This is a genomic window from Pseudobutyrivibrio sp. 49, from assembly GCF_900100545.1.
In the GTDB taxonomy this organism is placed as follows: domain Bacteria; phylum Bacillota; class Clostridia; order Lachnospirales; family Lachnospiraceae; genus Pseudobutyrivibrio.
In genome coordinates this window covers 36,004-59,202 of record NZ_FNDP01000008.1, presented here as the reverse complement: position 1 = coordinate 59,202, position 23,199 = coordinate 36,004, and the positions used below count along the sequence as shown (strand labels likewise).

The following is a 23,199-nucleotide window of genomic DNA, read 5'->3' as shown; positions in this document are numbered from 1 at the left end:
ATATTTTTGAGAATCACCTATTGACTCGATAGGTGATTTCTTTTATATTAATCGCAGACTAAAATACTAGGCAAGTAGGTAATATAAAAAGAAAGGGTAAAAGGATATGTTCGTATACGCAGATAACGCAGCAACAACTGCTGTTTCACCTAAGGTAGTTGAAGCAATGCTTCCATATTTTACAGAGGTTTATGGTAATCCATCCAGCCTCTATTCAGTAGGCCAGAAGGCTAAGGAGGTTCTTGAGGAATCAAGAGAGCGAGTGGCAAAGGTTCTTGGCGCTTCACCTAGAGAGATTTATTTCACATCAGGCGGTAGTGAGGCTGATAATCAGGCCATCATCTCAGCAGCCAGAATTGGAGAGAAGAAGGGAAAGAAGCACATCATTTCTACAAAGTTTGAGCATCACGCAGTGCTTCATACACTTCAGGCACTTGAGAAGGAAGGCTTCGAAATCGAGCTTCTTGACGTACATTCAAATGGTGTTGTATCTGCACAGCAGGTAGCAGATGCAATCCGTGAGGATACAGCTCTTGTTACTATTATGTACGCTAACAACGAGATTGGAACAATTCAGCCAATCGCTGAAATAGGTGCAGTTTGCAAGGAAAGAGGAGTTCTTTTCCACACAGATGCTGTTCAGGCAGTTAGCCATGTTCACATCGATGTAAAGGAGCAGAACATTGATATGCTTTCAATTTCAGCTCATAAGTTCCACGGTCCTAAGGGCGTAGGTGTCCTTTACGCAAGAGGCGGAATCGTTCTTACAAACGTAATCAACGGTGGCGCTCAGGAGAGAGGCAAGCGTGCCGGCACAGAAAACCTTGCAGGTATAGTCGGACTTACAGTAGCCCTTGAGGATGTGGTTGCTCACATTGATGAGACAAATGAGAAGCTTGAAAAGCTTCAGGACAGATTAATCGAAGGTCTTTCAAAGATTCCTTATTCAGAGCTTAACGGTGACAGAAATTTAAGAGTAAAGTCAAACGTAAACTTCTGTTTTGAAGGAATCGAAGGAGAATCACTTCTTTTATTATTAGATGACAAGGGAGTGGCAGTTTCATCAGGTTCTGCCTGCACATCAGGTTCACTTGACCCAAGCCACGTGCTTCTTGCAATTGGCAGACCACATGAGGTTGCACACGGTTCACTTAGAGTTTCACTTGGTGAGGATGCAACAGAGGAGCAGGTTGATTACATCATCAAGTCTGTTTCAGAAGTAGTTGAATACCTTCGTGGATTTTCACCATTCTGGGGTGATTTAGTAAGTGGCAAGCGTCCACACGTATTTGCAGAGCACACAGTGGCTTAATTAATAGACAGAAGTAATTGGAGGAAAAACAATGGCATTATATAGCGAAAAGGTCATGGACCATTTTAGAAACCCAAGAAATGTAGGAGTAATTGAAAATGCAGATGGTGTAGGCGAAGTTGGTAACCCAGTCTGTGGCGACATCATGAAAATCTATCTTAAGATAAATGATGAGCAGATTATTGAGGATGTAAAGTTTGAGACTTTCGGATGCGGCAGCGCTATTGCTTCATCTTCAATGGCAACAGAGCTTATTATGGGAAAGCCTGTATCTGAGGCACTTCAGCTTACAAACAAGGCTGTTACAGAGGCACTTGATGGACTTCCAGCTCACAAGCTTCACTGTTCAGTTCTTGCAGAGGAGGCAATCAAGTCTGCAGTAAAGAATTACTATGATAATAATGGCATTGAATATGATCCAAAGGATTTCCCTGACCCTGAGGTAGAGGCTTGTCATATGCATTAATTAGCGGAGGCTTTTATTTGCCAAAAACCGCTTACATAAGTTAAAATAGTTCCTAAAGAAATATTGAAGGGAAGCTATTTAATGAGTAATACAAATAATCAACCAAAAGCAAATGCTAAGGCATTACTGCCTATAGCATTGTTTTTGGTTTTATATCTTGGTAATGGAATCTATTTCCAATACATTTCACCAATTGAAGGGCAGATGGGATTTTATGTAGTCTCGGTAGTTCTGTCCTTTACTTTTGCGCTTATTCTTGCTTTTACTCAAAACAGAAGTAAGAGCTTTGAAGAGAAGATTCATATTTGCGCAGAGGGCATTGGGGACGACAATATCGTAACAATGCTTTTTATTTTCATATTGGCAGGTGCTTTCAGTGGTGTAGCGGGAGAGGCTGGTGGAGCTTCATCTACAGCTAACCTTTTGCTTAGTGTCATCCCAGGCAGGTTTGCAGTGCCAGGGCTATTTATCATTGCATGCCTTATTTCTATGGCAATGGGCACCAGCGTAGGTACTATTTCTGTCCTTGCACCAATAGCCTGTGCTGTTGCTAAAAACGGTCATATTAGTTTGGCTTTTTGTGTAGGTGTAGTTGTCGGTGGAGCTATGTTTGGAGATAATCTTTCATTTATTTCGGACACTACCATTGCAGCCACTAAGACACAGGGAATAGAGATGAAGGATAAGTTTGAAGCAAATTTAAAGCTTGCACTTCCTTCAGCTATTGTTACACTTGCAATCCTTATCGCATGTTCCTTTAAAACAGAGGTAAGTGCAATTGGAAACTTTGATTACAATTTATGGCAGGCACTTCCATATTTCATCGTGCTTGTGCTTTCCGTTCTTAGTGTAAATGTTTTTAAAGTACTTCTACTTGGATGCTTCATGTTTATTGTAGTAGGAATCTTCACAGGTTCCCTTACCTACGTTTCTGGTCTTTCTTCAATGGGAACAGGAATCGCTGGAATGTTTGAGACAATGATTGTAACTATTCTTGTTGCATCTGTTGCATCTCTTATTAGAGAACACGGTGGCTTTGAAGCTATTTTAGAGTTAATAAGAAGAAAAGCAGGAAACAAAAAGGGCGGAATGCTTGGCATTGCCTTCCTTACTATGTTTATGGATCTTGCAACAGCAAACAATACAGTTGCTATCGTAATAGCAGCACCAATTGCAAAACACATTAGTGAAGAGTACGGCGTGGAGCCTAAGAAGACAGCATCACTTCTTGATACCTGCTCATGTATTATGCAGGGCATCATTCCTTATGGAGCTCAGCTTCTTGTGGCGGCAAACATTGCAAAGATTGCCAGTTTTTCACTTATTCCATGGTTGATTTATCCATTTGTGTTGATTGTTTTTGTAGCAATCTCAATTATTAAAGAAAAATAATTAAAGAGTACGAGCGTAGAGGAAAAATGACAGATTACAAATTACTTTCAGAACAATTAAAAGCTTTGGCAGAGGATGAGCCAAACTACCTTCCTGTGCTTTCAAATGCTTCTGCACTTATAAATGAAAATTTAGATGATTTAAACTGGGCAGGTTTTTATTTGATGAATAACGGTTCTTTATTACTTGGACCATTTCAGGGAAAGGTTGCCTGCATAAGAATTGCTCTTGGAAAGGGCGTATGTGGAACAGCAGCTGAAAAGGATGAAACACTTGTAGTTCCAAACGTCCACGAATTCCCGGGACATATTGCATGTGACTGTGCATCCAATTCTGAGATAGTAGTTCCTATTCATAAGGATGGCAAGGTTGTAGGTGTGTTAGATATTGATAGCCCAAGCCTCAATAGATTTTCAGATGAAGATAAGGCTGGTCTTGAGGAGTTTGTAAGAACTCTTGAGGCTGTAATTCAGTTTAACTGAGAAATGTTATCACTTTAAAAGTTGCAAATGCAACTCATAGCTATTGCCTCTTAGGTTAAGATGTAGGAGAATAAAGAAAAACATAGGAGGTAAAATCATGAGTAAGTTAAATGAAAGAAAAGTTGCAGTTGTAGGTTGTGGATTTGTTGGTTCAGCGTCAGCCTTTGCACTAATGGAAAGCGGATTGTTTTCTGAGATGGTTCTCATTGATGTGAACAAGGACAAGGCAGAGGGCGAGGCACTTGATATCAGTCATGGTTTACCTTTTGCAAAGCCAATGTCTATATATGCAGGAGATTACAAGGATGCTGGGGACGCAGCAGTTGTAGTTGTTACTGCCGGTGCAGGACAGAAGCCTGGTGAGACAAGACTTGATCTTGTAAAGAAGAATGTAGGAATCTTTAAATCAATTATTCCTGAGATTACAAAATACAATAAGGATGGAATTCTTCTTATTGTTGCCAATCCTGTTGATATTCTTACATCAGTAGCTGCAAAGCTTAGTGGTTTCCCAGAGAACAGAGTATTTGGTTCAGGTACAGTTCTTGATACAGCCAGATTTAAATACTTATTAGGCGAGCATCTTGATGTAGACAGCCGTTCTGTTCACGCCTTTATTATTGGAGAGCACGGTGACAGCGAGATAGCAGCATGGTCATCAGCAAATGTATCTGGAATTCCTATCAATGATTTCTGTGAGATGAGAGGACATTTCGAGCATGAGAAATCAATGAAGAGAATTGCAGAGGATGTTAAGAATAGTGCTTACGGCATTATTGAAAAGAAGGGAGCTACTTATTACGGAATCGCAATGAGTGTTCGCAGAATCTGCGAGGCAATTATACGTGATGAGAAATCAATCCTCCCTATTTCAAGCATCCAGCATGGAGACTTTGGAATTGATGGCGTGGCACTTAGTATGCCAGCAATAGTTGGTAGAAATGGAGTGGAGGGTTCTGTTCCAATCAGACTAAGTGATGAAGAGAAGGCTGCGCTTAAGGCTTCAGGTGATACTTTGAAGCAGGTTTTAGAGGAAGCCTTCTAATCGATAAAAATAATCAATAAAAACTAAATAGATTTCTTGAGTAATCAAAGAAGTTCTGCTATTCTACTCTTGGTTAGAAACATCTAACCGTGTGGATCATTGCAGAACTCCTTTTTTATTTCACAGAGTTGCTACCTCTTAAAAAAGGAGTTCTAAACTTTTTGAAAGGATGGTAGTTTTATGGATTATTTAGAAATTGAAAAGGTTATTGGAAGAGAGATTCTTGATTCAAGAGGAAATCCTACTGTAGAATGCGAGGTTACTCTTGTGGATGGAACAGTGGGACGCGGAATGGCTCCATCAGGTGCATCAACAGGCGAGTTTGAGGCACTTGAGCTTAGAGATGGAGATAAGAATAGATATTTAGGTAAAGGAGTACTTAAGGCAGTTGAGAATATCAATGGGCCGATAGCAGATGCAATTTGTGGTATGGATGCTTCGGATATCTATGCCATTGATGCAGCAATGATTAAGGCAGATGGTACAAAGGATAAGTCAAAGTTTGGTGCCAATGCAATTCTCGCAACCTCCATTGCTTGCTGTAGAGCAGCTGCAACAGCTCTTGATATTCCTCTTTATAGATTTTTAGGTGGTGTTCAGGGGACAAAGCTTCCAGTTCCTATGATGAACATTTTAAATGGTGGTGCTCATGCTGATAGCGCTGTTGACACTCAGGAGTTTATGATTATGCCTGTAGGTGCTTCTTCATTTAGCGAGTGCTTACGTTGGTGTGCTGAGGTATTCCACGCACTCAAGGCTATCCTTAAGGATATGGGAGACGTAACAGCTGTAGGTGATGAAGGTGGTTTCGCACCTAATTCTCTTAAGAATGATGAGGATGCTATCGAGACTATTCTAAAGGCTATCAAGGCAGCTGGTTTTGAGCCAGGCAAGGATTTTATGATTGCTATGGATGCTGCATCTAGCGAGTGGAAGTCTGAGAAAGGCAAGGGCTTCTATCATCAGCCAAAGTCAGGCAAGGACTTTACAACAGATGAGCTTATTGATCACTGGGCAGCTCTTGTTGACAAGTACCCAATCATCTCTATCGAGGATGGTCTTGATGAGGAAGATTGGGAAGGCTGGCAGAAGATGACAGCTAAGATTGGTGACAAGGTACAGCTTGTAGGTGACGATTTATTCGTTACAAACACAGAGCGTCTTTCAAAGGGAATCGCAAATGGATGTGGAAATTCTATTCTTATTAAGCTTAACCAGATTGGTTCAGTATCAGAGACTCTTGAAGCTATTAAGATGGCTCATAAGGCAGGCTACACAGCAATCTCTTCACATCGTTCTGGTGAGACAGAGGATACAACAATTGCGGATCTTGCAGTAGCTCTTAACACATGCCAGATTAAGACTGGTGCTCCATCTAGAACAGAGCGCGTTGCAAAGTACAATCAGCTTCTTAGAATCGAGGAACAGCTTGGTGCTGCAGCAGATTATCCAGGAATGGGAGCTTTTAATGTAAAGTAATTTAACTAATTGTGTAACATTAAATATTCACAAAGGAAGGATATAATACCCCTATATTGTTGGGAGACAGTGTAGGGGGATTTTTGTTATGGATTATAAGAAAACTATTCTAACTTCAATTCTTGCCGGCTTTTCTATTGGTCTTGGAGGAATGATTTTCCTCTCCGTGGACAATAAAATTGTGGGCTCAGCACTTTTCAGCATCGGATTATTTTTAGTTTTAACAATGAACTTCAGTTTATTTACAGGTAAAGTTTGCTACGTGCTGGAAGGTAAGGTGAAAAATAATCTTATTAATATTGTACTGATTTGGTGCGGTAATTTTATTGGTTCATTTATTCTTACCTTTATTATTAAAAATACCAGAGTTTATGGAGGACTATATGAGAAGGCGGTAGGCCTGTGCCAAATTAAAAATCAGGATTCTTACCTGAGTTTGTTTATGCTTGGCATTATTTGTAATATTTTCATTTTCATTGGAGTGGATGAGTATAAGAAGAATGAACATGTACTTGGAAAATACGTGGCAATTATTCTTTCTGTGATGGGATTTATACTTGTGGGTTCAGAACACTGTGTTGCAGATATGTTCTACTACAACATGGCAGGAAATTATTCTAAAGATATGTTTATCAGATTATTGATTATCACTATCGGAAATGCGGTAGGAGGAATTGCAGCTAATCATTTTGTAAAGAAATGTTGATGTAATATGGAGTCCCTTAAGGACTCCTTTTTTAATATTCAGCTTATGGATAATTAAAACACGAGTGTGGTATAATATACACACTGGGAGTTATGATAAAAATAATAAGGGGGAGAGAAAGGGAGAAAAAATGAAAAAAAGAGGGGGTTTGATTGGGTTGCTTGCGGCAGCTCTTGTTTTGACTGGTCTAAATCCAGCAGTGGCAAAAGCTGACAATCCAATCGTACAAACAATCTACTCCACAGATCCAGCACCTATGGTCTATGGAGACACTCTTTATGTCTACACAGGACATGATGAGGACGGCGCCAGCTATTACGACATGAGAGACTGGCACTGCTATTCTACTAAAGACATGGTTAACTGGACTGACCATGGCGTGGTATGCTCACTTAACACATTCAGCTGGGCAAAGTCTGATGCCTGGGCTGGACAGGTAGTAGAGCGAAACGGAAAGTTCTATTACTATTGCCCTGTAGTTGCAAAGCAGGGTGGAAATTCTATTGGTGTGGCTGTATCTGACAGCCCAACTGGTCCATTCAAGGATGCTATCGGCAGACCTTTGTGTCAGGGCTATGGCTTTATTGATCCAACAGTTTATGTTGATTCAAATGGTCAGGCATATCTTTATTTTGGAAATCCAAACTTATGCTATGTAAAACTTAATCCTAATATGACCTCTTATTCAGGAGGAATCAATAAGGTTAATCTCACAGCTAATTCATTTGGCTATTATGCTGGAAGAAGCAGCTCTTATGAGGAAGGACCTTGGTTCTATAAGAGAGGAAATCTTTACTACATGGTATTCTCTGGCGGTGGAATTCCAGAGCACATTGCATACTCTACAAGTACATCACCAACAGGTCCTTGGACATATCGCGGTGTAATCATGCCTACAGAGGGCAGGAGCTTTACAAATCACTCTGGTATTGTAGATTTCAAGGGACATTCATATTTCTTCTACCATAATGGAGCCCTGCCAGGTGGTAGTGGATTTGCCCGTTCAGTAGCAGTAGAAGAGTTTAAGTACAATCCAGATGGCAGCATTCCTACTATAAAGATGTCTACATCAGGCCCAAGTGCTATCGCTACACTTAACCCATACCTCAAGACAGAGGCTGAGACAATCTGCTACTCATCAGGTGTTAAGACAGAAGCCTGCGGCGAGGGAACACAGAATGTTTCATACATCGAGAACGGTGATTGGATTAAGGTTAAGAATGTAGATTTTGGAAATGGAGCAAAATCCTTCTCAGCACGCGTTGCTTCAGCCTATGGCGGTGGAAGAATCGAACTTCGTCTTGATTCAACAAGCGGAAGATTAATTGGTACAGTTGACGTTGCAAAGACAGCTGGATGGCAGTCATATGTTACAAAGACCTGTGACATAAGCGGTGCAACAGGTAAGCATGACCTTTACTTTGTATTTAAGGGCGGCAGCGGTTCACTTATGAACTTCAATTACTGGCAGTTCACTCCTGCAAGTGGCACAACAGTACAGCCTACACCTACACCAACTACAACACCTACAACAAGTGCTAACGTAAATACGAATTCAACAGCAAGCATTTCAAATGGATGGTACTACTTAAAGAATACAAATTCTCAGAAGTATCTTACAGTTGAAGGCAACAAGGCAGCAGCTGCAACTAATGTATGCATCAGCACAGGTACAGGTGCAGATGGACAGAAGTGGTATGTTACAAACACATCTGATGGATATATCACATTAACATCTGGCCTTGGCAGCTTTATGCTTGACGTTGCTAACGCAGAAAATGTTGATGGCGCAAACATTGGTATCTATCATGGTTACTCAGGTGATGCTCAGAAGTTTGTTGTAAAGAATACAAAGAAATCAGGTGTTTATACACTTGGCACAAAGGTTTCTAGTGCAACCAAGTATGTGGATGTATATGAGCACAAGAAGAACGATGGAGCAAATGTATGTCAGTGGTTATATTATGGAAATCCAAATCAGGAGTGGATTTTTGAGCCAGTAGATAACAGCACTGCTCAGCCAACACCAACACCTACTCCAACACCAGTGCCTACACAGCAGCCAACACCTACACCTTCAGCTGCAGCTTCAGGTCTTGAGGCATCTATAAGAATTAATAGCTGGGGCTCAGGTTACACAGCTACTGTTAAGGTTTCAAATACTACAGGAAAGACTGTAAATGGTTGGACAATCAAACTTAAGAAGAGTGAAGTAAAGATTGATTCAATCTGGAGTGTAAACATGAAGGAATCAGGAGATTATTATGTAATTACTCCTGCAGAATGGAATTCAAGCCTTTCTAATGGCGCTAGCACAGAGTTTGGTTTCAATGGAACCGGAAGTGTGGGAAGTGTAACTATAGACATACAATAGGATATGATTATTTTGAAGTCAGTCATGGAAGCCATGGCTGGCTTTTCCTGTAGACTATGATGATTATTATCCTAAGAAAGTATCCAGAGATATGGGTGCCAGAGAAAGCTTTATGGATTGTCACAGAGTGAATTAGCCAGGGAAGCAGGGATTAATCTGAGAACCTTGCAGCAGTATGAAATAGGTGCTAAGGATATAAATAAGGCGGTCGCAGCTACAGTTTTATCATTAAGTAAAGTATTGAAATGCAGACCAGAGGATTTGTGTGGGGAGTAGAATATGTACTTAATATCAGCATATTTTGATGAAAAAACAAATAAGACTTTATCTGGATATGTGGATGGGGTGGCAAAAGCTTGCGGAAATAACTTTATGCCAGATAATAATGTACCACCACATCTTACTGTTCTTAGTATAGAGGCCAGGGATGAGGATGCGGTAGTGGAGAAGGCTTCTGCTGTGATGAAAACACTATTGGCAGGAGAAATTCTGATTCCTACTTTAGGGCAGATTCTTCCTGGGGTAATCTATGCATCCCCTGTTATAAATGAATATCTAATGGATATGCAGACAAAGTTATATGCTGCATTGAAAGATGTAGAGGGGATATCATTTAGTAAATATTATCAGCCATATTCCTGGATGCCACACATCACTCTTGGCAAGACCCTTGAACCAGAGCAGATGCGGGAGGCATTTTCATATTTGCAGAAATCCTTTGTGCCTATGGAGGCGAAGATAGAAGAAATAGGTGTTGCTAAGACTAATCCACATAGGGATATTCTGAGAATTAGTGTATGTAACGAGTAAGAAAGGTTGCTAGTAATAATTTGCAATAAGAGATGAACAAGAACCATCAGCTATTTTGCTGATGGTTCTTGTTTTTTATTCAAATACGCTGGCGCAATCCTGAAGTCTTTCAATAATATTTATGTGCTGAGGACAAACGCTTTCGCACTGTCCACACTGAACACATGCGCTAGCAATGCCACGATCTTTAGTTGCCTTTTCGTAATCCTGTTTACCGGCTTCAATTTGTTCCCAAATAAGCTGTTTGTTTCTGGCAGAGAAAATCTCTGGAATAGGAATCTGCATAGGGCAGCCGTCTGTACAGTAGTGACATGATGTACAAGGAATAGAATCAATGCTATCAAGTATATCCTGCGCTTTTGAAATAACCTGCTGTTCTTCATCGGATAGAGGCTTAAAGCTACTCATATATGAAAGGTTATCAGCCATCTGCTCCACATTAGACATTCCAGAAAGTACAGTGATAATACCATCTAAGGATGCAACGAAGCGGATTGCCCATGATGCAATACTTGTGTTAGGATTTGCTCCCTTTAAAAGCTCACGGACTGCAGCTGGAGGATTTGCCAGTGTACCACCTTTGATTGGTTCCATAACCACGATAGATTTTCCGTGCTTTCTAGCTACTTCGTAGCAGCCTCTGGACTGTACATTAGGATTGTTCCAGTCAGCATAGTTAATCTGAAGCTGAACGAATTCTGCATCTGGATGAGCTGTAAGAATTTCATCTAAACGCTCAGGTGTATCGTGGAAAGAAAAGCCATAGTGCTTGATAAGGCCTTTTTCTTTCATCTCTTTTACGTAGTCCCAAAGGTGCCATTCTTCGTATTTTTTTAAGTTTCCTTCTGAGAGAGCATGGAGCAGATAGTAATCAATGTAGCCTGCACCAGTACGCTCCAAGCTGGTAAGAAGCTCCTGTTTTGCGCTTTCTTCATCATGAGCTGCAAATGCTCCAAGCTTTGTGGCAAGAGTGTAGCTTTCTCTAGGATATCTGTCCACGAGAGCTATCTTTGCGGCCTTCTCAGATTCGCCACCATCGTATACAAAAGCGGTATCAAAATAAGTTAGTCCAGCCTCCATAAACATATCTACCATTTTCTTGGTCTGTTCGATATCAATCTTTGAAGGATTGCCAGCTTCCTTTGGTAATCGCATTAGTCCAAACCCCAGCTTAGGTGTGTCTTCACCAAAATATTTTTCGCCCATACATAATCTCCTTTTACAAATTATTAATCTAAATATATCACATATATTTTTGAGCGACTAATTGTTTGTTGATTTATGTATTACTTTTTTTTGTTATTATATGTAGTGAGTAAGAGAGGTTGCTAATTAAAATGTACTTGACTTGGAGTTAGTTCCATGGTGTATAGTGAATATATAAGAAGCACAATGAGATTGCTTGCAATACTTTTGATTTGCTTAGTGGAGAAGTGACATGACTATTGATGAAATATTAAGTGGATTTGAAAACGGACAGTTTTCTAAAGAAGATGTAAAGAAACTGCTTACACCTGATGGCACCGAGGATATGGGATTTGCAAGGCTTGATATTGGACGCCAGCAAAGACAGGGATTTCCTGAGGTTGTCTTTTGTAGTGGAAAAAAGGATGAATATCTTCTTGAGATTTTAAAAAAGCTATATGAGTTAAATGGGGAAGTCCTTGGAACCAGAGCATCAAAGGAACAGTATGAATTCTTAAAAAAAGAACTTCCTATGCTACAGTTTGACGAAGAATCAGGTATTTTAAAAATTGAAAAAGAAGATAAAAAACACATAGGAAAAGTGGTTGTATGTACAGCAGGAACTGCGGATATTCCAGTAGCTAAAGAGGCGGTGGAAGTAGCATCTTTTATGGGAGCAAACGTGGTTAGTCTTTTTGATGTAGGTGTCAGTGGTATTCACAGGCTGTTTAATAATATGAGCGTGTTTGATGATGCCAGCTGTGTGATTACTGTTGCGGGAATGGAAGGTGCACTTGCAAGTATCGTTGCAGGTCTTGTGAAATGTCCTGTGATTGCCACACCAACTTCAATTGGTTACGGCGCTAGCTTTAATGGACTTTCTGCACTATTGACTATGTTAAATTCTTGCGCAAACGGTATTGCAACAGTAAATATCGATAATGGATATGGTGCCGGAGTTCTGGCAAGTCAAATTAACCGACAGACCTATGAAAACAAACCACTACAATAAGGTGGAGTGGAGATAAAATATAGTTATTAATATAATTGATACCCAGCTATCATAAATTGTGGGAACCAGGTTTATTGACCTGGTTCTTTTATTTTGGTATTATCCTACTAACCTAGTAGGCGATAGGAATTTATTGAGATAAAGTGGAGGATAAGAACATGAAAAAATACATACTATTAACTACATTACTAATCATTTCATCATTTGCTCTTGTGGGCTGCGGTAGCGCCAAGGCAAGTGAATCAGCAGAAACTGTGAAGATTGCTTATCTTCCAATTACTCATTCTCTTGCAGCATTGGAGGAAGCTGAGGAGCTTGCAAACAATGATCAAGTAAGAGTTGAGCTTGTTAAATATGGTTCTTGGCCAGAGCTTTTAGATGCACTCAATTCAGGACAGGTAGATGGTGCATCAGTACTCATCGAGCTTGCCATGAAATCAAAGGCAGAGGGAGTTGGCATCAAGGCAGTAGCCCTTGGTCATAAAGATGGAAATGTAATCATAGTTTCAAATGATGTGAAGGATGGAGCTGATTTAAAGGGCAGAACAATTGCCATTCCACACCGCCAGTCATCACATAACATTTTAGTAAATGATGCTCTTGCAAAGAATGGACTTACAATTGATGACATTAATGTAGTAGAGCTTGCACCTACAGAGATGCCATCAGCTCTTGCTGCTGGAACAATCGATGGCTACTGCGTGGCTGAGCCATTTGGTGCTATGGGTGTTTCAATTGGAGCAGGAAAGGTTCTTTATACATCAGAGGAGCTTTGGGAGGATTCAGTATGCTGCGCCTTAGTTCTTACAGATGATTTCATCGACAACCATGCAGATACAGCAAAGGCTTTTGTAGATGGTTATAAGACAGCAGGAAACAATCTTGATGCAGATACAGCAAAGGCAGTTGCACAGAAATATTTAAATCAGAAGGATGATGTTCTTGATATTTCTCTCAAGTGGATTTCTTATGATGATTTGACAATCACAGAGGAGCAGTACAACGAGCTTGCTGAGAAGGTAAAGTCTTATGGTCTTTCAGACAATCCACCAGCATATGCTGATTTCGTAAAAAGTGACTTTTAATGGGGGCTAAAAGGGGAAGCATGAAAAGATTAATCTCTTTAAAGTATGTAATCGTTTCAATACTAATATTAATTGCTATATGGCAATTCGCATTTACGATAAGTGATTATAGTGAGGCTCTGTTTCCATCACCATTAATGGCACTTCAGGCCTTGGTGGAAATGATAGTCGATGGAACACTTATTGCATCAATTGGAGCCAGTATGTACAGATTTGTAATAGGCTATGGCTTATCTGTTATTATCGCAGTGTTCTTAGGATTGATTTTGGGAAGCCTGCCAAAGGTATTTAACTATATAAATCCAACCTTGCAGTTGCTACGACCAATTTCGCCAACAGCGTGGATGCCCTTTGTAGTTCTTCTTTTTGGTATTGGAGATTTGCCAGCCATTGTAATTATTTTCATTGCTGCATTTTTCCCAGTTTTGCTATCTACAGTATCTGCTGTTTCAAAGATTGATGACATCTATTTCAGGGTATCTGACAACTTTGGAATCAAGCAGCCTGCACTTATGTGGAAGGTGATTTTACCAGCGGCATTTCCTGGGATAGCAAATGCGATACATCTTGCTCTTGGAAGCGCATGGATTTTCCTTGTGGCAGGTGAAATGGTAGGTGCTCAGTCAGGACTTGGATATCAGATCATTGATGCCAGAAATAACATCAGAGCAGATATTCTTCTTGCTACAATCCTGGTGATTGGCTTGATTGGATTATTACTTGATTTCTTAATTGGACTTGCAGAAAAGAGAATTCTTAAAGCATGGGGAGGTGAAAGCTAATGTCATATATTCATATAGAAAATGCAGGAAAGACTTTTGTGGAAAATGGCATAGAATTCACAGCCCTGTCAGAGGTAAATCTTGATATAGAAAAGGGAGAATTCATTTGTCTGCTTGGCCCGTCAGGATGTGGAAAGAGTACATTACTTAATGCCATAGCAGGTTTTGATTTGGCGAATCATGGAAGTGTTCAAATTGATGGAAAAGAGGTTAAAGCTCCAAGTACAAAGAATGTAACTATCTTTCAAAACTACGGGCTTTTACCATGGCGCACAGTTGTGAAAAATGTAGAGCTTGGACTTGAAGCTCAAGGGATTGAAAAGAAGACCAGAAGAGAAAAAGCTTTAGAGTACCTTAAACTTGTAAAGCTTGAGGATTTTGCAAACAGCTTCCCAAGACAGCTTTCAGGTGGTATGAAGCAAAGAGTGGCAATAGCAAGAGCCCTTGCTGTGGAGCCAGATATCATCTTCATGGATGAGCCATTTGGTGCTCTTGATGCTATCACCAGAATGAAGCTTCAGGATGATATTTTAGATATTTGTAAAAATGAAAAGAAGACGATTATCTTCGTCACTCACGATATAGATGAAGCGGTTTATTTAGCTGACAGAATTGTTGTAATGACACCTAATCCAGGCAAAGTAAAGGGGGTTATTACAGTTCCGCTTCATCATTTCAGAGACAGAACCAGCGGAGATTTCTTATTAGTAAGAGATAAGATATTTGACTTATTGAACATGAAGACGGAAGAAAATATTGAGTACAACATTTAGTAAAGGGAGAAATAAAATGAGTCACACACATGAACATAGTCATTCACATTCTCATGGTAAACATGGCCTTGAACATATACATTCACACAGAAATCTTATAGGTTTTGATGAGCATGGAATTCCTACTGTCACTTTAAAAGCCAGCGACCATGGTGGAGAAAGCAGTCCAGAGGATTTTACAAGAGACTACATGAATGCGGTACAGGAATATAGAAAGACATTTCCTTCAAAGCAGGATGTAATCGACCAGACTCCAGACCCAGCAGTAAGAGATATGCTTCTTAGAATGGAACAGCTTGGAATTGATACAGCCTTTGATAGATTTGATGCTCAGAAGCCTCAGTGTAACTTTGGTCTCTGTGGTACCTGCTGTAAAATTTGTAATATGGGACCATGTCGTATTACAGCAAAAGCTCAGAGGGGTGTGTGCGGCGCAGATGCAGATTTGATTGTTGCAAGAAATCTTCTTCGCTCAGCAGCTGCTGGTGCAGCTCAGCACGGTATGCATGCCCGTGAGGTTATGCTTACTCTTAAAAAAGTAGCAGAAGGTGAGCTTGATATTCCACTTCTTGGTGAACAGAAAATCAGAAGCACAGCCAAGGCATTTGGAATCAGAGAAAAGAACAGACAGCTTAAAAATGTAGCAAAGGATTTGGCAGATGTTCTTTTAGAGGATTTATCAAGAACAGTTCCAGATGACTATAAAACTATTAGAGCCTGTGCACTTCCAGAGCGTCAGAAGGTGTGGGAGGAATTAGATATCCTACCAATCAGTGCTTACCATGAAGTATTTGAGGCTTATCATAAATCAGGCTGTGCTACAGATGGAGATTGGAAGAGCGTTATGCAACAGTTCTTACGCTGCGGTCTTGCCTTTACATTTTCAGGTGTAGTAGGTGCCAGCCTCGCAACAGATTCATTATTTGGTGTTGGTGACAGAGTTACATCAAAGGTAAATATTGGAGCTCTTGAAAAGGGTTATGTAAATATTGCAGTTCACGGACATCTTCCAACGCTTGTTAGCCAGATAGTGACAGCTGGTAAGAGAGAGGATTTAGTTGCTCTTGCAAAGGAAAAGGGGGCAAAGGGAATTCGTTTTTACGGTATTTGCTGCTCTGGACTTTCAGCTATGTACAGAGACAGCGGAGTTATTCCACTTTCAAATGCTGTTTCAGCAGAGCTTGTACTTGGCACAGGCGCACTTGATCTTTGGGTGGCAGATGTGCAGGATGTATTTCCATCAATTATGGATGTGGCAAAGTGCTTTAAAACAGTTGTTGTTACTACAAGTGATTCAGCACGACTTCCAGGTGCGGAAAGATATGAATACGACCATCATCACAGCAATATTGGTCAGACAAAGGAGCTTGCGGAAAAGATTGTTAGACGTGCCATCGAAAGCTTTGAAGATAGAAAGGAAATCCCTGTATACATCCCACCATATGAGGTGGAAGCAGAGGTGGGATTTTCAGTGGAGTATATTCACAAGAGATTTGGAAGCATGAAGCCACTTGCAGAGGCTATTAAGTCAGGTCAGATTCTTGGTGTTGTAAATATGGTTGGCTGCAATAATCCAAAGGTACTTTATGAGAAGTGTATCATTGATGTGGCAGATGAGCTCCTTAAGAATAACGTACTTATCATTACTAATGGATGTGCATCCTTCCCACTAATGAAGCTTGGCTACTGTGCGGTTTCAGGAAAGGAAAAGGCTGGAGAATCATTAAAAGAATTCTTAGAACCAGATCTTCCACCAGTATGGCACGTGGGAGAGTGTATCGATAATACCCGTTCTACAGGAATCTTTGCAGGAATTGCAGGTGAGCTTGGAAAGAATCTTTACGAGCTTCCATTTGCATTTTCATCACCTGAGTGGGGAAATGAAAAGGGTATTGATGCAGCGCTTGGCTTCAGACTTAATGGTATCAGCTCATATCATTGTGTGGAGGCTCCAATCTACGGCTCAAAGAATGTCATCGAGTTCTTAAAGTATGGAACAAAGGATTTGCTTGGTTCTACAATGAACGTAAATACAGACCCAGTAGAGCTTGCGAAGCAGATTGTAAATGACATGAAGGAAAAGAGAAAAGCTTTGGGCTGGGATTAGGTCAATTGAGCTCAAAGCAGATTTTTTTGGACCAAAATAGAAGATGCTTAATCCTGTAAATGATACGCTAGAGAACTTCGTTTAGAGTGTGGATTGATTATCGGCTAGAAATTGGCAACAAAAAGGGCTTGCTCATTGAGAAAAAATCCATTGCTATTTTCTCTGAGTTTTTATAAGATAGGGAATTTGTGGTGCCAAAAAGGACAGGGATTTACATTATACCTGTCCTTTGTAACCGCATTTATTTAGTCATTATACTTTAAACCATAATAATCCATGTACTTCTTAAATCGATCTTGGCATGAGAGAATGGTATCGGTGAGATAACCTTTTTCATTATTCCATTCTTTCAGACCTCTATAGTAAAACTCTTTTATATCGTCTTCAATTATAAACGGAGTAATTCCATTTCTAAGACATTCTTTGAACATGATAAGTCGCCCAATTCGTCCATTTCCATCTTGAAATGGATGGATTTTTTCAAACTGATAGTGAAATTCGATTATGTCATTTATGGATTTTATCTTGTCTTTATTATATGTCTTAATAAGTTCTTTCATGGAATTTGGAACATTTTCAGGAGAAACAGTTTCTAATCCTCCAACCTCGTTGGCGAGTCTTTTGTAATCGCCTACAGCAAACCAAGGTTTTCTACTGTCAGAAGTGCCCGATTTGAGAACAAGATGTAATTGCTTAATAAAACTCTCGCTAAGTGCATAATTTGCCTGTTCAATAGCAAGATCTATACAGCGGAAATGATTGACTGTTTCCACAATATCATCGACATTAATAGTATCTTTCTCTACGCCTATTGTGTTTGTCTCGTATATGTATCTTGTTTCATCGTGTGTAAGGCGACTTCCTTCTATATGGTTGGAATTATATGTTAATTCAATCTGAATTTTGTGATATATTCCACCCGTGATTCCTGCGTCCTTTTCTATTTTTAAGCGTGAAAGAAGATCTGTCGGAAGTTTTCCAGCTCTTTGCTTTCTTGCTGGTTTTTCAGCATCCGAAGGGATAGCCCACGAACCATTTTGTATTACTGCTCCAGGGATTCTCCCAGCATTACAATAATTTCTTACACTACGTTCTGATATATTCCATTTATTTGCGGCTTCTGTAACATCAATATAAATCATATGCTTCTCCGAAAGTTCATTAATTATCTTTATGGAATAATTATAACATATTCGGCAATATAAAGCAGCATTCTGTTGGTTAAATATCTGTTTTATATTGCCGCATATTTGGTACAAATTTACGCTGCCGAGGGGTAATTATTCTTTGACAAATGAAAAATTTTTATCTATGATTTCTATGACGTTAATTTTTTGAAAAAGGATATTTGCATGTATATGAATAAGTCTCACAGCAGAATAATATCTATGGTAGCCCTTGTAGCTACTATCTTTGTGATGCTTTTTTCAGTTGCGTATTCTTCAGGACATGTCAATCATCATTGTAATGATAGTGCAGATTGTCCTATATGTTCAATGCTTGCTCAGTGTGAGAGCAGTCTTAAGTCACTTGGCACTGGTCTTATAGTTGCAGTATTATATGCGGCTGTTTTAGTGCAGCTATTTACTGTAAGCTTAGATTATAAATATCAGTCTGTTCAGACTACATTAGTTTCACAAAAGGTTAGATTAGATTCTTGAAAAATGCTTATTTTCAGGCCTGATAGCTCAGGTCTTATTTGTGTTGCATGAAATTGATAATTAGCATGAAAGGATCCAAAAATGAAAAATTTAATATCGAATGTTTTTACTAAAAGACTATTTACAAAGAATCGTAGAATTATGACTCTTCTATTTACTGCAGTCATTTTGGCAGGAAGTGTAATTGGATGTGGCAATGCTCAGTCTTCAGAGATTACTGAGAATCAGATGAGTGGGTTGAGGATGCCCTTAAAGAGTCTGTTAATCCAGATATGGTTGTTATCAACCTTTTAGATGCTTTGGGAGAGAGCAGCCTTAAGGAAGAAGAGGTTGTTGAAGGTATGGAAGCTGAAGAAGAGGAAGAAGAAGGAGAAGAGGGAGAAGAGGAAGAAGGGCCTGAAATCGATGAGCATGTTTGGCTTTCTCTAAAGAATGCACAAACGCTAGTGAAGGTAATTGCAGAAAAGCTTTCAGAGATAGATGCCCCAAATAGTCAGACATACTCTTCAAATGCAGATTCTTACATTGCAAAGCTTGCAGATTTAGATGAAAAATACACTGCAGCAGTAGCTGATGCAAGTAAGGATACATTACTTTTTGGAGACAGATTTCCATTCAGATATTTGGTTGATGACTATGGTCTTAACTATTATGCAGCATTTGTAGGATGTTCTGCAGAGACAGAAGCAAGCTTTGAGACTGTTGCTTTCCTTTCAAAGAAGGTAGATGAATTAGATTTGAATACTGTGCTTACAATAGAAAAATCTGATGGAAAAATCGCAAATACGATAATTCAAAACACTGCAAACAAGGATGCAATAGTCTTGGCTATGGATTCAATGCAGGCTACTACAAGCCAGGATGTTGCAGGAGGGGCTTCTTACATAAGTATTATGGAAAGCAATTTGGAAGTATTAAAGGAAGCATTGAGGTAAGAAATAAAAATGATTGTATTATCAGCAAAGGATTTGGCGGTTGGTTATGAAGGAAAGGCTGTACTTCAAAATGTTAACTTTGAGGTAAATGTTGGGGACTATTTCTGTATTGTGGGAGAGAATGGCTCAGGAAAGACAACTCTGCTTAGAACAATTGTGGGGCTCATTCCTCCTATTTCAGGCGAATTGAATTATGGAGATGGTTTTACTAAGACTGCTGTAGGATATTTACCACAGCAGTCTGATGTTCAGCGTGATTTTCCAGCATCAGTATTTGAGATTGTTCTTTCAGGCTGCCAAAATGGCTTGGCACATAAATTCTTCTATTCAAAGAGTCAAAAGGAAATGGCACTGAAAAATATAGAGCGAATGGGGATAGGACATCTGGCAAAACGTTGCTACAGGGAACTGTCAGGAGGACAGCAACAAAGAGTTCTTCTGGCAAGAGCTCTTTGTGCCACAAAACAGGTTTTGATTTTGGATGAGCCTGTAGCTGGTCTTGATCCGGAAGCAACAGAAGAAATGTATAGGATGATAAAGCAGCTTAATGATGAAGGATTGACAATAATTATGATAAGTCACGATATTGCCAATGTGAAAAAATTCGCAAATACGATATTTGATGTGAATCAGATTCCAGAAACCATTTCTGTGCAGGGAGGTGTAAGTACATGTTAGAAATGCTTTTTATGTATCTGCAGTATCCTTTCGTCAGATATGCGATTATTGTTGGAGTATTGATTGCGCTTTGCTCATCATTGTTGGGAGTCACCCTTGTACTTAAGAGATATTCTTATATTGGAGATGGTTTATCACATGTGGCCTTTGGCGCTATGTCTATTGCTGCAGTACTAAACTTTACAAATAAGATGATTATAGTACTTCCTTTTACAGTGCTTGCTGCCATTCTTTTGCTGAAAAATGGTAATAATACCAAGTTTAAGGGTGATGCGGCCATTGCCATGATTTCTGTTGGAGCATTGGCATTTGGCTATATGTTGATGAATGTATTTCCAGTTTCTTCTAATATTTCTGGAGATGTTTGTTCAACTCTTTTTGGCTCTACATCAATATTGACACTTACCAAAGAAGAGGTGTGGATTAGTGGAATAATGTCAGTGATAGTTGTGGGCATTTTCATCCTTTTTTACAACAGAATTTTTGCGGTTACCTTTGATGAAAATTTTGCCATAGCAGTAGGGACTAATGTGAAGGCTTACAATTTCCTTGTTGCTACAATCATTGCTGTGATTATCGTGCTCGCTATGAATTTAGTTGGTTCATTACTCATATCAGCACTGGTAATTTTTCCAGCTCTCTCAGCTATGAGTGTTTTAAAAAGTTTTAGGGCGGTAATAGTTTTCTCAGCTATTTCATCAGTCGTTTGTGCACTGTTTGGAATTATAATTTCTATTCTTGCTGGTACTCCTGTAGGTTCAACTATTGTAACAGCAGATGTAGTTTTGTTTTTAGCATGTTACTTGCTAGGTAAAGTTAGGGGGTAATAGCTGATGAAGAAGATTATTTTATTAGGAATCATATTACAGGCTTTATGTTTTATAGCATGCTCTGGTGCGGATAATTCTAAGAGTGCATCTGATGTAGAGGAAAATCAGGTTGTTGAAGAAGCTGCTGATGATACTCCAGTGGAAGAAGAGCCTGAGGAAGACCCAGCTGAAGAAGAGCTGAAAGGTGACCCCTCAGTAGATATTGATTTGACAGTTCTCTCAGCTACCTTTGTATACTCAGAAGTTTACAACATGGTAATGGAACCAGAGGTATATATAGGTGAAAAGGTCAAAATGGAGGGCACTTGTTCTATATATACAGATGAAAAAACAGGTAAAGTCTATTATGCTTGTATAATTAAAGATGCAACCCAGTGCTGTGCCCAAGGGCTTGAGTTCACCTTGGATGAGGAAAAATATACTCAGGAGGATTACCCGAAGGAGGGAGACTTCATCACAATCTCAGGTACGTTTGATACCTATAGTGAAGGGGCGAATAAGTATTTAACGGTTCGTGATAGTGAGTTGATTTTGTAGAAGTCCAACTACCATAGTAAATGAAAAACTATAGCTGGTTATAAATTTGATTGATAGCTGGCTATAGTTTTTCTTTATCTTAAAACCTATTGACCTAGTAGGTAATAACGTTTAACATAACATCATCAAATAAAAAACGAACCTAAAGGGTAGGTAATTCAAAGGAGGAGAAGACATGAGCAACTATAGATTTGAAACATTAGCACTTCATGTAGGACAGGAAAATCCAGATCCAGCATCTGATGCAAGAGCAGTACCTATTTACCAGACAACCTCTTATGTATTTAGAGATTCACAGCATGCAGCAGACAGATTTGGTCTTGCAGATGCAGGTAACATTTACGGAAGACTTACAAACTCAACACAGGGTGTTTTAGAGCAGAGAGTTGCAGCACTTGAAGGTGGTACAGCAGCACTTGCAGTTGCATCTGGTGCAGCAGCTATTACATACACAATCGAAGCACTTGCAGCAGGCGGCGGACACATCGTGGCACAGAAGACAATCTACGGTGGAAGCTACAACTTACTTGCACACACACTTCCACAGTATGGCGTTACAGCTACTTTCGTAGATGCTCACAACCTTAAAGAGGTTGAGGATGCAATCAAGGACGACACAAAGGCAATCTACATCGAGACACTTGGAAATCCAAATTCAGATATTCCTGATATTGATGCACTTGCAGAAATCGCTCACCGTCACGACCTTCCACTTGTTGTTGATAATACATTTGGAGCAGCTTATTGGGTACGTCCAATCGAGCACGGAGCAGACATCGTAGTTCATTCAGCAACAAAGTTCTTCGGCGGACACGGAACAACACTTGGTGGTGTTATCGTAGAAGCAGGTACTTATGATTGGAAGAAGAGCGGAAAGTTCCCTGCAATTGCAGAGCCAAACCCAAGTTACCACGGAATTTCCTTTGCAGATGCAACAGCACCTGCAGCATTCGTAACATACATCAGAGCAATCCTGCTTCGTGATACTGGAGCTACAATCTCTCCATTCAATGCATTCCTTCTTCTTCAGGGAATCGAGACACTTCCACTTCGTCTCGACAGACATGCAGAGAATACTACAAAGGTTGTAGAGTTCCTTAAGAATCATCCAAAGGTTTCTAAGGTGAACCATCCATCGCTTGAGGATCATCCAGACCACGAATTATATAAGAAGTACTTCCCTAAGGAAGGCGGAAGCATCTTCACCTTTGAAATCAAGGGAGGCAAGGAAGCAGCATTTAAGTTTATCGACAATCTTCAGATTTTCTCAATCCTTGCAAATGTAGCTGATGTAAAGAGCTTAGTAATTCACCCAGCGACAACAACACACTCACAGCTTACAGAGGAAGAGTTACTTGATCAGGGAATCACACAGTCTACAATCAGACTTTCAATTGGTACTGAGCACATTGATGACATCATTGAGGACCTTGAGAAAGGCTTTGCAGCAATTGACGGTATTAATAACGTAAATACGGATTCAAAAACTAATAGCCAGGCAGTCTAAAAAGGACTAGAATACAATATAGAAATTATCGGAGGTTTAAT

Annotated in this window: 24 protein-coding genes; 22 read left to right on the top strand and 2 right to left on the bottom strand. The window is 39.7% G+C overall.

Going from position 1 to position 23,199, the window contains the following annotated elements:
• Positions 1-106: 106 nt before the first annotated feature.
• From nifS to BLP54_RS08615, 10 genes are all read left to right on the top strand, one after another.
• The gene (nifS, locus tag BLP54_RS08660; protein WP_072911403.1) at positions 107-1,312 is read left to right on the top strand and encodes a cysteine desulfurase NifS; all 1,206 of its coding nucleotides are present in this window, start codon (positions 107-109) and stop codon (positions 1,310-1,312) included.
• 31 nt (positions 1,313-1,343) lie between these two features.
• The gene (gene nifU, locus BLP54_RS08655) at positions 1,344-1,778 is read left to right on the top strand and encodes a Fe-S cluster assembly scaffold protein NifU (protein ID WP_090168844.1); all 435 of its coding nucleotides are present in this window, start codon (positions 1,344-1,346) and stop codon (positions 1,776-1,778) included.
• Positions 1,779-1,859: 81 nt separating this feature from the next.
• Positions 1,860-3,170, top strand: a complete 1,311-nt coding sequence (locus BLP54_RS08650; protein WP_090168842.1) for a Na+/H+ antiporter NhaC family protein — start codon at positions 1,860-1,862, stop codon at positions 3,168-3,170.
• A gap of 26 nt (positions 3,171-3,196) precedes the next feature.
• On the top strand, positions 3,197-3,652 hold the full coding sequence (locus BLP54_RS08645; RefSeq protein ID WP_090168840.1) for a GAF domain-containing protein: 456 nt from the start codon (positions 3,197-3,199) through the stop codon (positions 3,650-3,652).
• 97 nt (positions 3,653-3,749) lie between these two features.
• Positions 3,750-4,697 carry an L-lactate dehydrogenase gene (locus BLP54_RS08640; RefSeq protein ID WP_090168838.1) on the top strand — a complete coding sequence of 316 codons (948 nt, stop codon included), beginning with the start codon at positions 3,750-3,752 and terminating at the stop codon, positions 4,695-4,697.
• 180 nt (positions 4,698-4,877) lie between these two features.
• Positions 4,878-6,176, top strand: a complete 1,299-nt coding sequence (gene eno, locus BLP54_RS08635; RefSeq protein ID WP_090168836.1) for a phosphopyruvate hydratase — start codon at positions 4,878-4,880, stop codon at positions 6,174-6,176.
• A gap of 88 nt (positions 6,177-6,264) precedes the next feature.
• Positions 6,265-6,882 (top strand): formate/nitrite transporter family protein, encoded by a 618-nt coding sequence (locus tag BLP54_RS08630; protein ID WP_090168834.1) that lies wholly within the window; start codon positions 6,265-6,267, stop codon positions 6,880-6,882.
• Between the two features lie 130 nt (positions 6,883-7,012).
• Positions 7,013-9,256: a family 43 glycosylhydrolase gene (locus BLP54_RS16080; protein ID WP_090168832.1), complete on the top strand. Its 2,244-nt coding sequence runs from the start codon at positions 7,013-7,015 to the stop codon at positions 9,254-9,256.
• Positions 9,257-9,337: 81 nt separating this feature from the next.
• A complete protein-coding gene (locus BLP54_RS16390) occupies positions 9,338-9,532 on the top strand; it encodes a helix-turn-helix domain-containing protein (RefSeq protein WP_090168830.1) in 195 nt (64 codons plus the stop codon).
• Positions 9,533-9,535: 3 nt separating this feature from the next.
• Positions 9,536-10,066: a 2'-5' RNA ligase family protein gene (locus tag BLP54_RS08615; RefSeq protein ID WP_090168828.1), complete on the top strand. Its 531-nt coding sequence runs from the start codon at positions 9,536-9,538 to the stop codon at positions 10,064-10,066.
• Between the two features lie 75 nt (positions 10,067-10,141).
• Here BLP54_RS08615 and BLP54_RS08610 read toward each other — a convergent pair whose 3' ends face one another.
• Complete coding sequence (locus BLP54_RS08610; protein WP_090168826.1) at positions 10,142-11,272, bottom strand: aldo/keto reductase; 1,131 nt, start codon at positions 11,270-11,272, stop codon at positions 10,142-10,144.
• A gap of 232 nt (positions 11,273-11,504) precedes the next feature.
• Here BLP54_RS08610 and larB point away from each other — a divergent pair, with 232 nt between their 5' ends.
• The 5 genes from larB (at position 11,505) to cooS (ending at position 17,010) form a co-directional block, all read left to right on the top strand.
• Positions 11,505-12,263 (top strand): nickel pincer cofactor biosynthesis protein LarB, encoded by a 759-nt coding sequence (gene larB / locus BLP54_RS08605; protein ID WP_090168824.1) that lies wholly within the window; start codon positions 11,505-11,507, stop codon positions 12,261-12,263.
• Positions 12,264-12,421: 158 nt separating this feature from the next.
• Complete coding sequence (locus BLP54_RS08600; RefSeq protein ID WP_090168822.1) at positions 12,422-13,348, top strand: ABC transporter substrate-binding protein; 927 nt, start codon at positions 12,422-12,424, stop codon at positions 13,346-13,348.
• 20 nt (positions 13,349-13,368) lie between these two features.
• A complete protein-coding gene (locus BLP54_RS08595; protein WP_090168819.1) occupies positions 13,369-14,130 on the top strand; it encodes an ABC transporter permease in 762 nt (253 codons plus the stop codon).
• Positions 14,130-14,903, top strand: coding sequence for an ABC transporter ATP-binding protein (locus BLP54_RS08590; protein ID WP_090168818.1), 774 nt, complete (start codon positions 14,130-14,132; stop codon positions 14,901-14,903). The genes BLP54_RS08595 and BLP54_RS08590 overlap by 1 nt, the downstream gene beginning before the upstream one ends.
• A 16-nt stretch (positions 14,904-14,919) precedes the next feature.
• Complete coding sequence (gene cooS, locus BLP54_RS08585; RefSeq protein WP_090168815.1) at positions 14,920-17,010, top strand: anaerobic carbon-monoxide dehydrogenase catalytic subunit; 2,091 nt, start codon at positions 14,920-14,922, stop codon at positions 17,008-17,010.
• Positions 17,011-17,255: 245 nt separating this feature from the next.
• On the opposite strand, the gene BLP54_RS08580 is transcribed toward cooS, so the two are convergent.
• Positions 17,256-18,152, bottom strand: a complete 897-nt coding sequence (locus BLP54_RS08580; protein ID WP_090168812.1) for a Fic family protein — start codon at positions 18,150-18,152, stop codon at positions 17,256-17,258.
• A gap of 210 nt (positions 18,153-18,362) precedes the next feature.
• Between BLP54_RS08580 and BLP54_RS08575 the strand changes: the two genes are divergently transcribed.
• The 7 genes from BLP54_RS08575 (at position 18,363) to BLP54_RS08545 (ending at position 23,158) form a co-directional block, all read left to right on the top strand.
• Positions 18,363-18,671: a hypothetical protein gene (locus BLP54_RS08575; RefSeq protein ID WP_090168811.1), complete on the top strand. Its 309-nt coding sequence runs from the start codon at positions 18,363-18,365 to the stop codon at positions 18,669-18,671.
• Positions 18,672-18,752: 81 nt separating this feature from the next.
• The gene (locus BLP54_RS08570) at positions 18,753-18,965 is read left to right on the top strand and encodes a hypothetical protein (protein ID WP_090168809.1); all 213 of its coding nucleotides are present in this window, start codon (positions 18,753-18,755) and stop codon (positions 18,963-18,965) included.
• Positions 18,944-19,606 (top strand): metal ABC transporter substrate-binding protein, encoded by a 663-nt coding sequence (locus BLP54_RS08565; RefSeq protein ID WP_090168807.1) that lies wholly within the window; start codon positions 18,944-18,946, stop codon positions 19,604-19,606. The genes BLP54_RS08570 and BLP54_RS08565 overlap by 22 nt, the downstream gene beginning before the upstream one ends.
• Before the next feature lie 9 nt (positions 19,607-19,615).
• Positions 19,616-20,284, top strand: coding sequence for a metal ABC transporter ATP-binding protein (locus tag BLP54_RS08560; protein ID WP_090168806.1), 669 nt, complete (start codon positions 19,616-19,618; stop codon positions 20,282-20,284).
• Positions 20,278-21,111, top strand: coding sequence for a metal ABC transporter permease (locus BLP54_RS08555; protein WP_090168805.1), 834 nt, complete (start codon positions 20,278-20,280; stop codon positions 21,109-21,111). Before BLP54_RS08560 ends, BLP54_RS08555 begins: the two co-directional genes overlap by 7 nt.
• 6 nt (positions 21,112-21,117) lie before the next feature.
• Positions 21,118-21,651, top strand: coding sequence for a hypothetical protein (locus BLP54_RS08550; protein ID WP_090168803.1), 534 nt, complete (start codon positions 21,118-21,120; stop codon positions 21,649-21,651).
• A gap of 175 nt (positions 21,652-21,826) precedes the next feature.
• The gene (locus tag BLP54_RS08545) at positions 21,827-23,158 is read left to right on the top strand and encodes an O-acetylhomoserine aminocarboxypropyltransferase/cysteine synthase family protein (RefSeq protein WP_090168801.1); all 1,332 of its coding nucleotides are present in this window, start codon (positions 21,827-21,829) and stop codon (positions 23,156-23,158) included.
• The last annotated feature ends 41 nt before the right edge of the window (positions 23,159-23,199 follow it).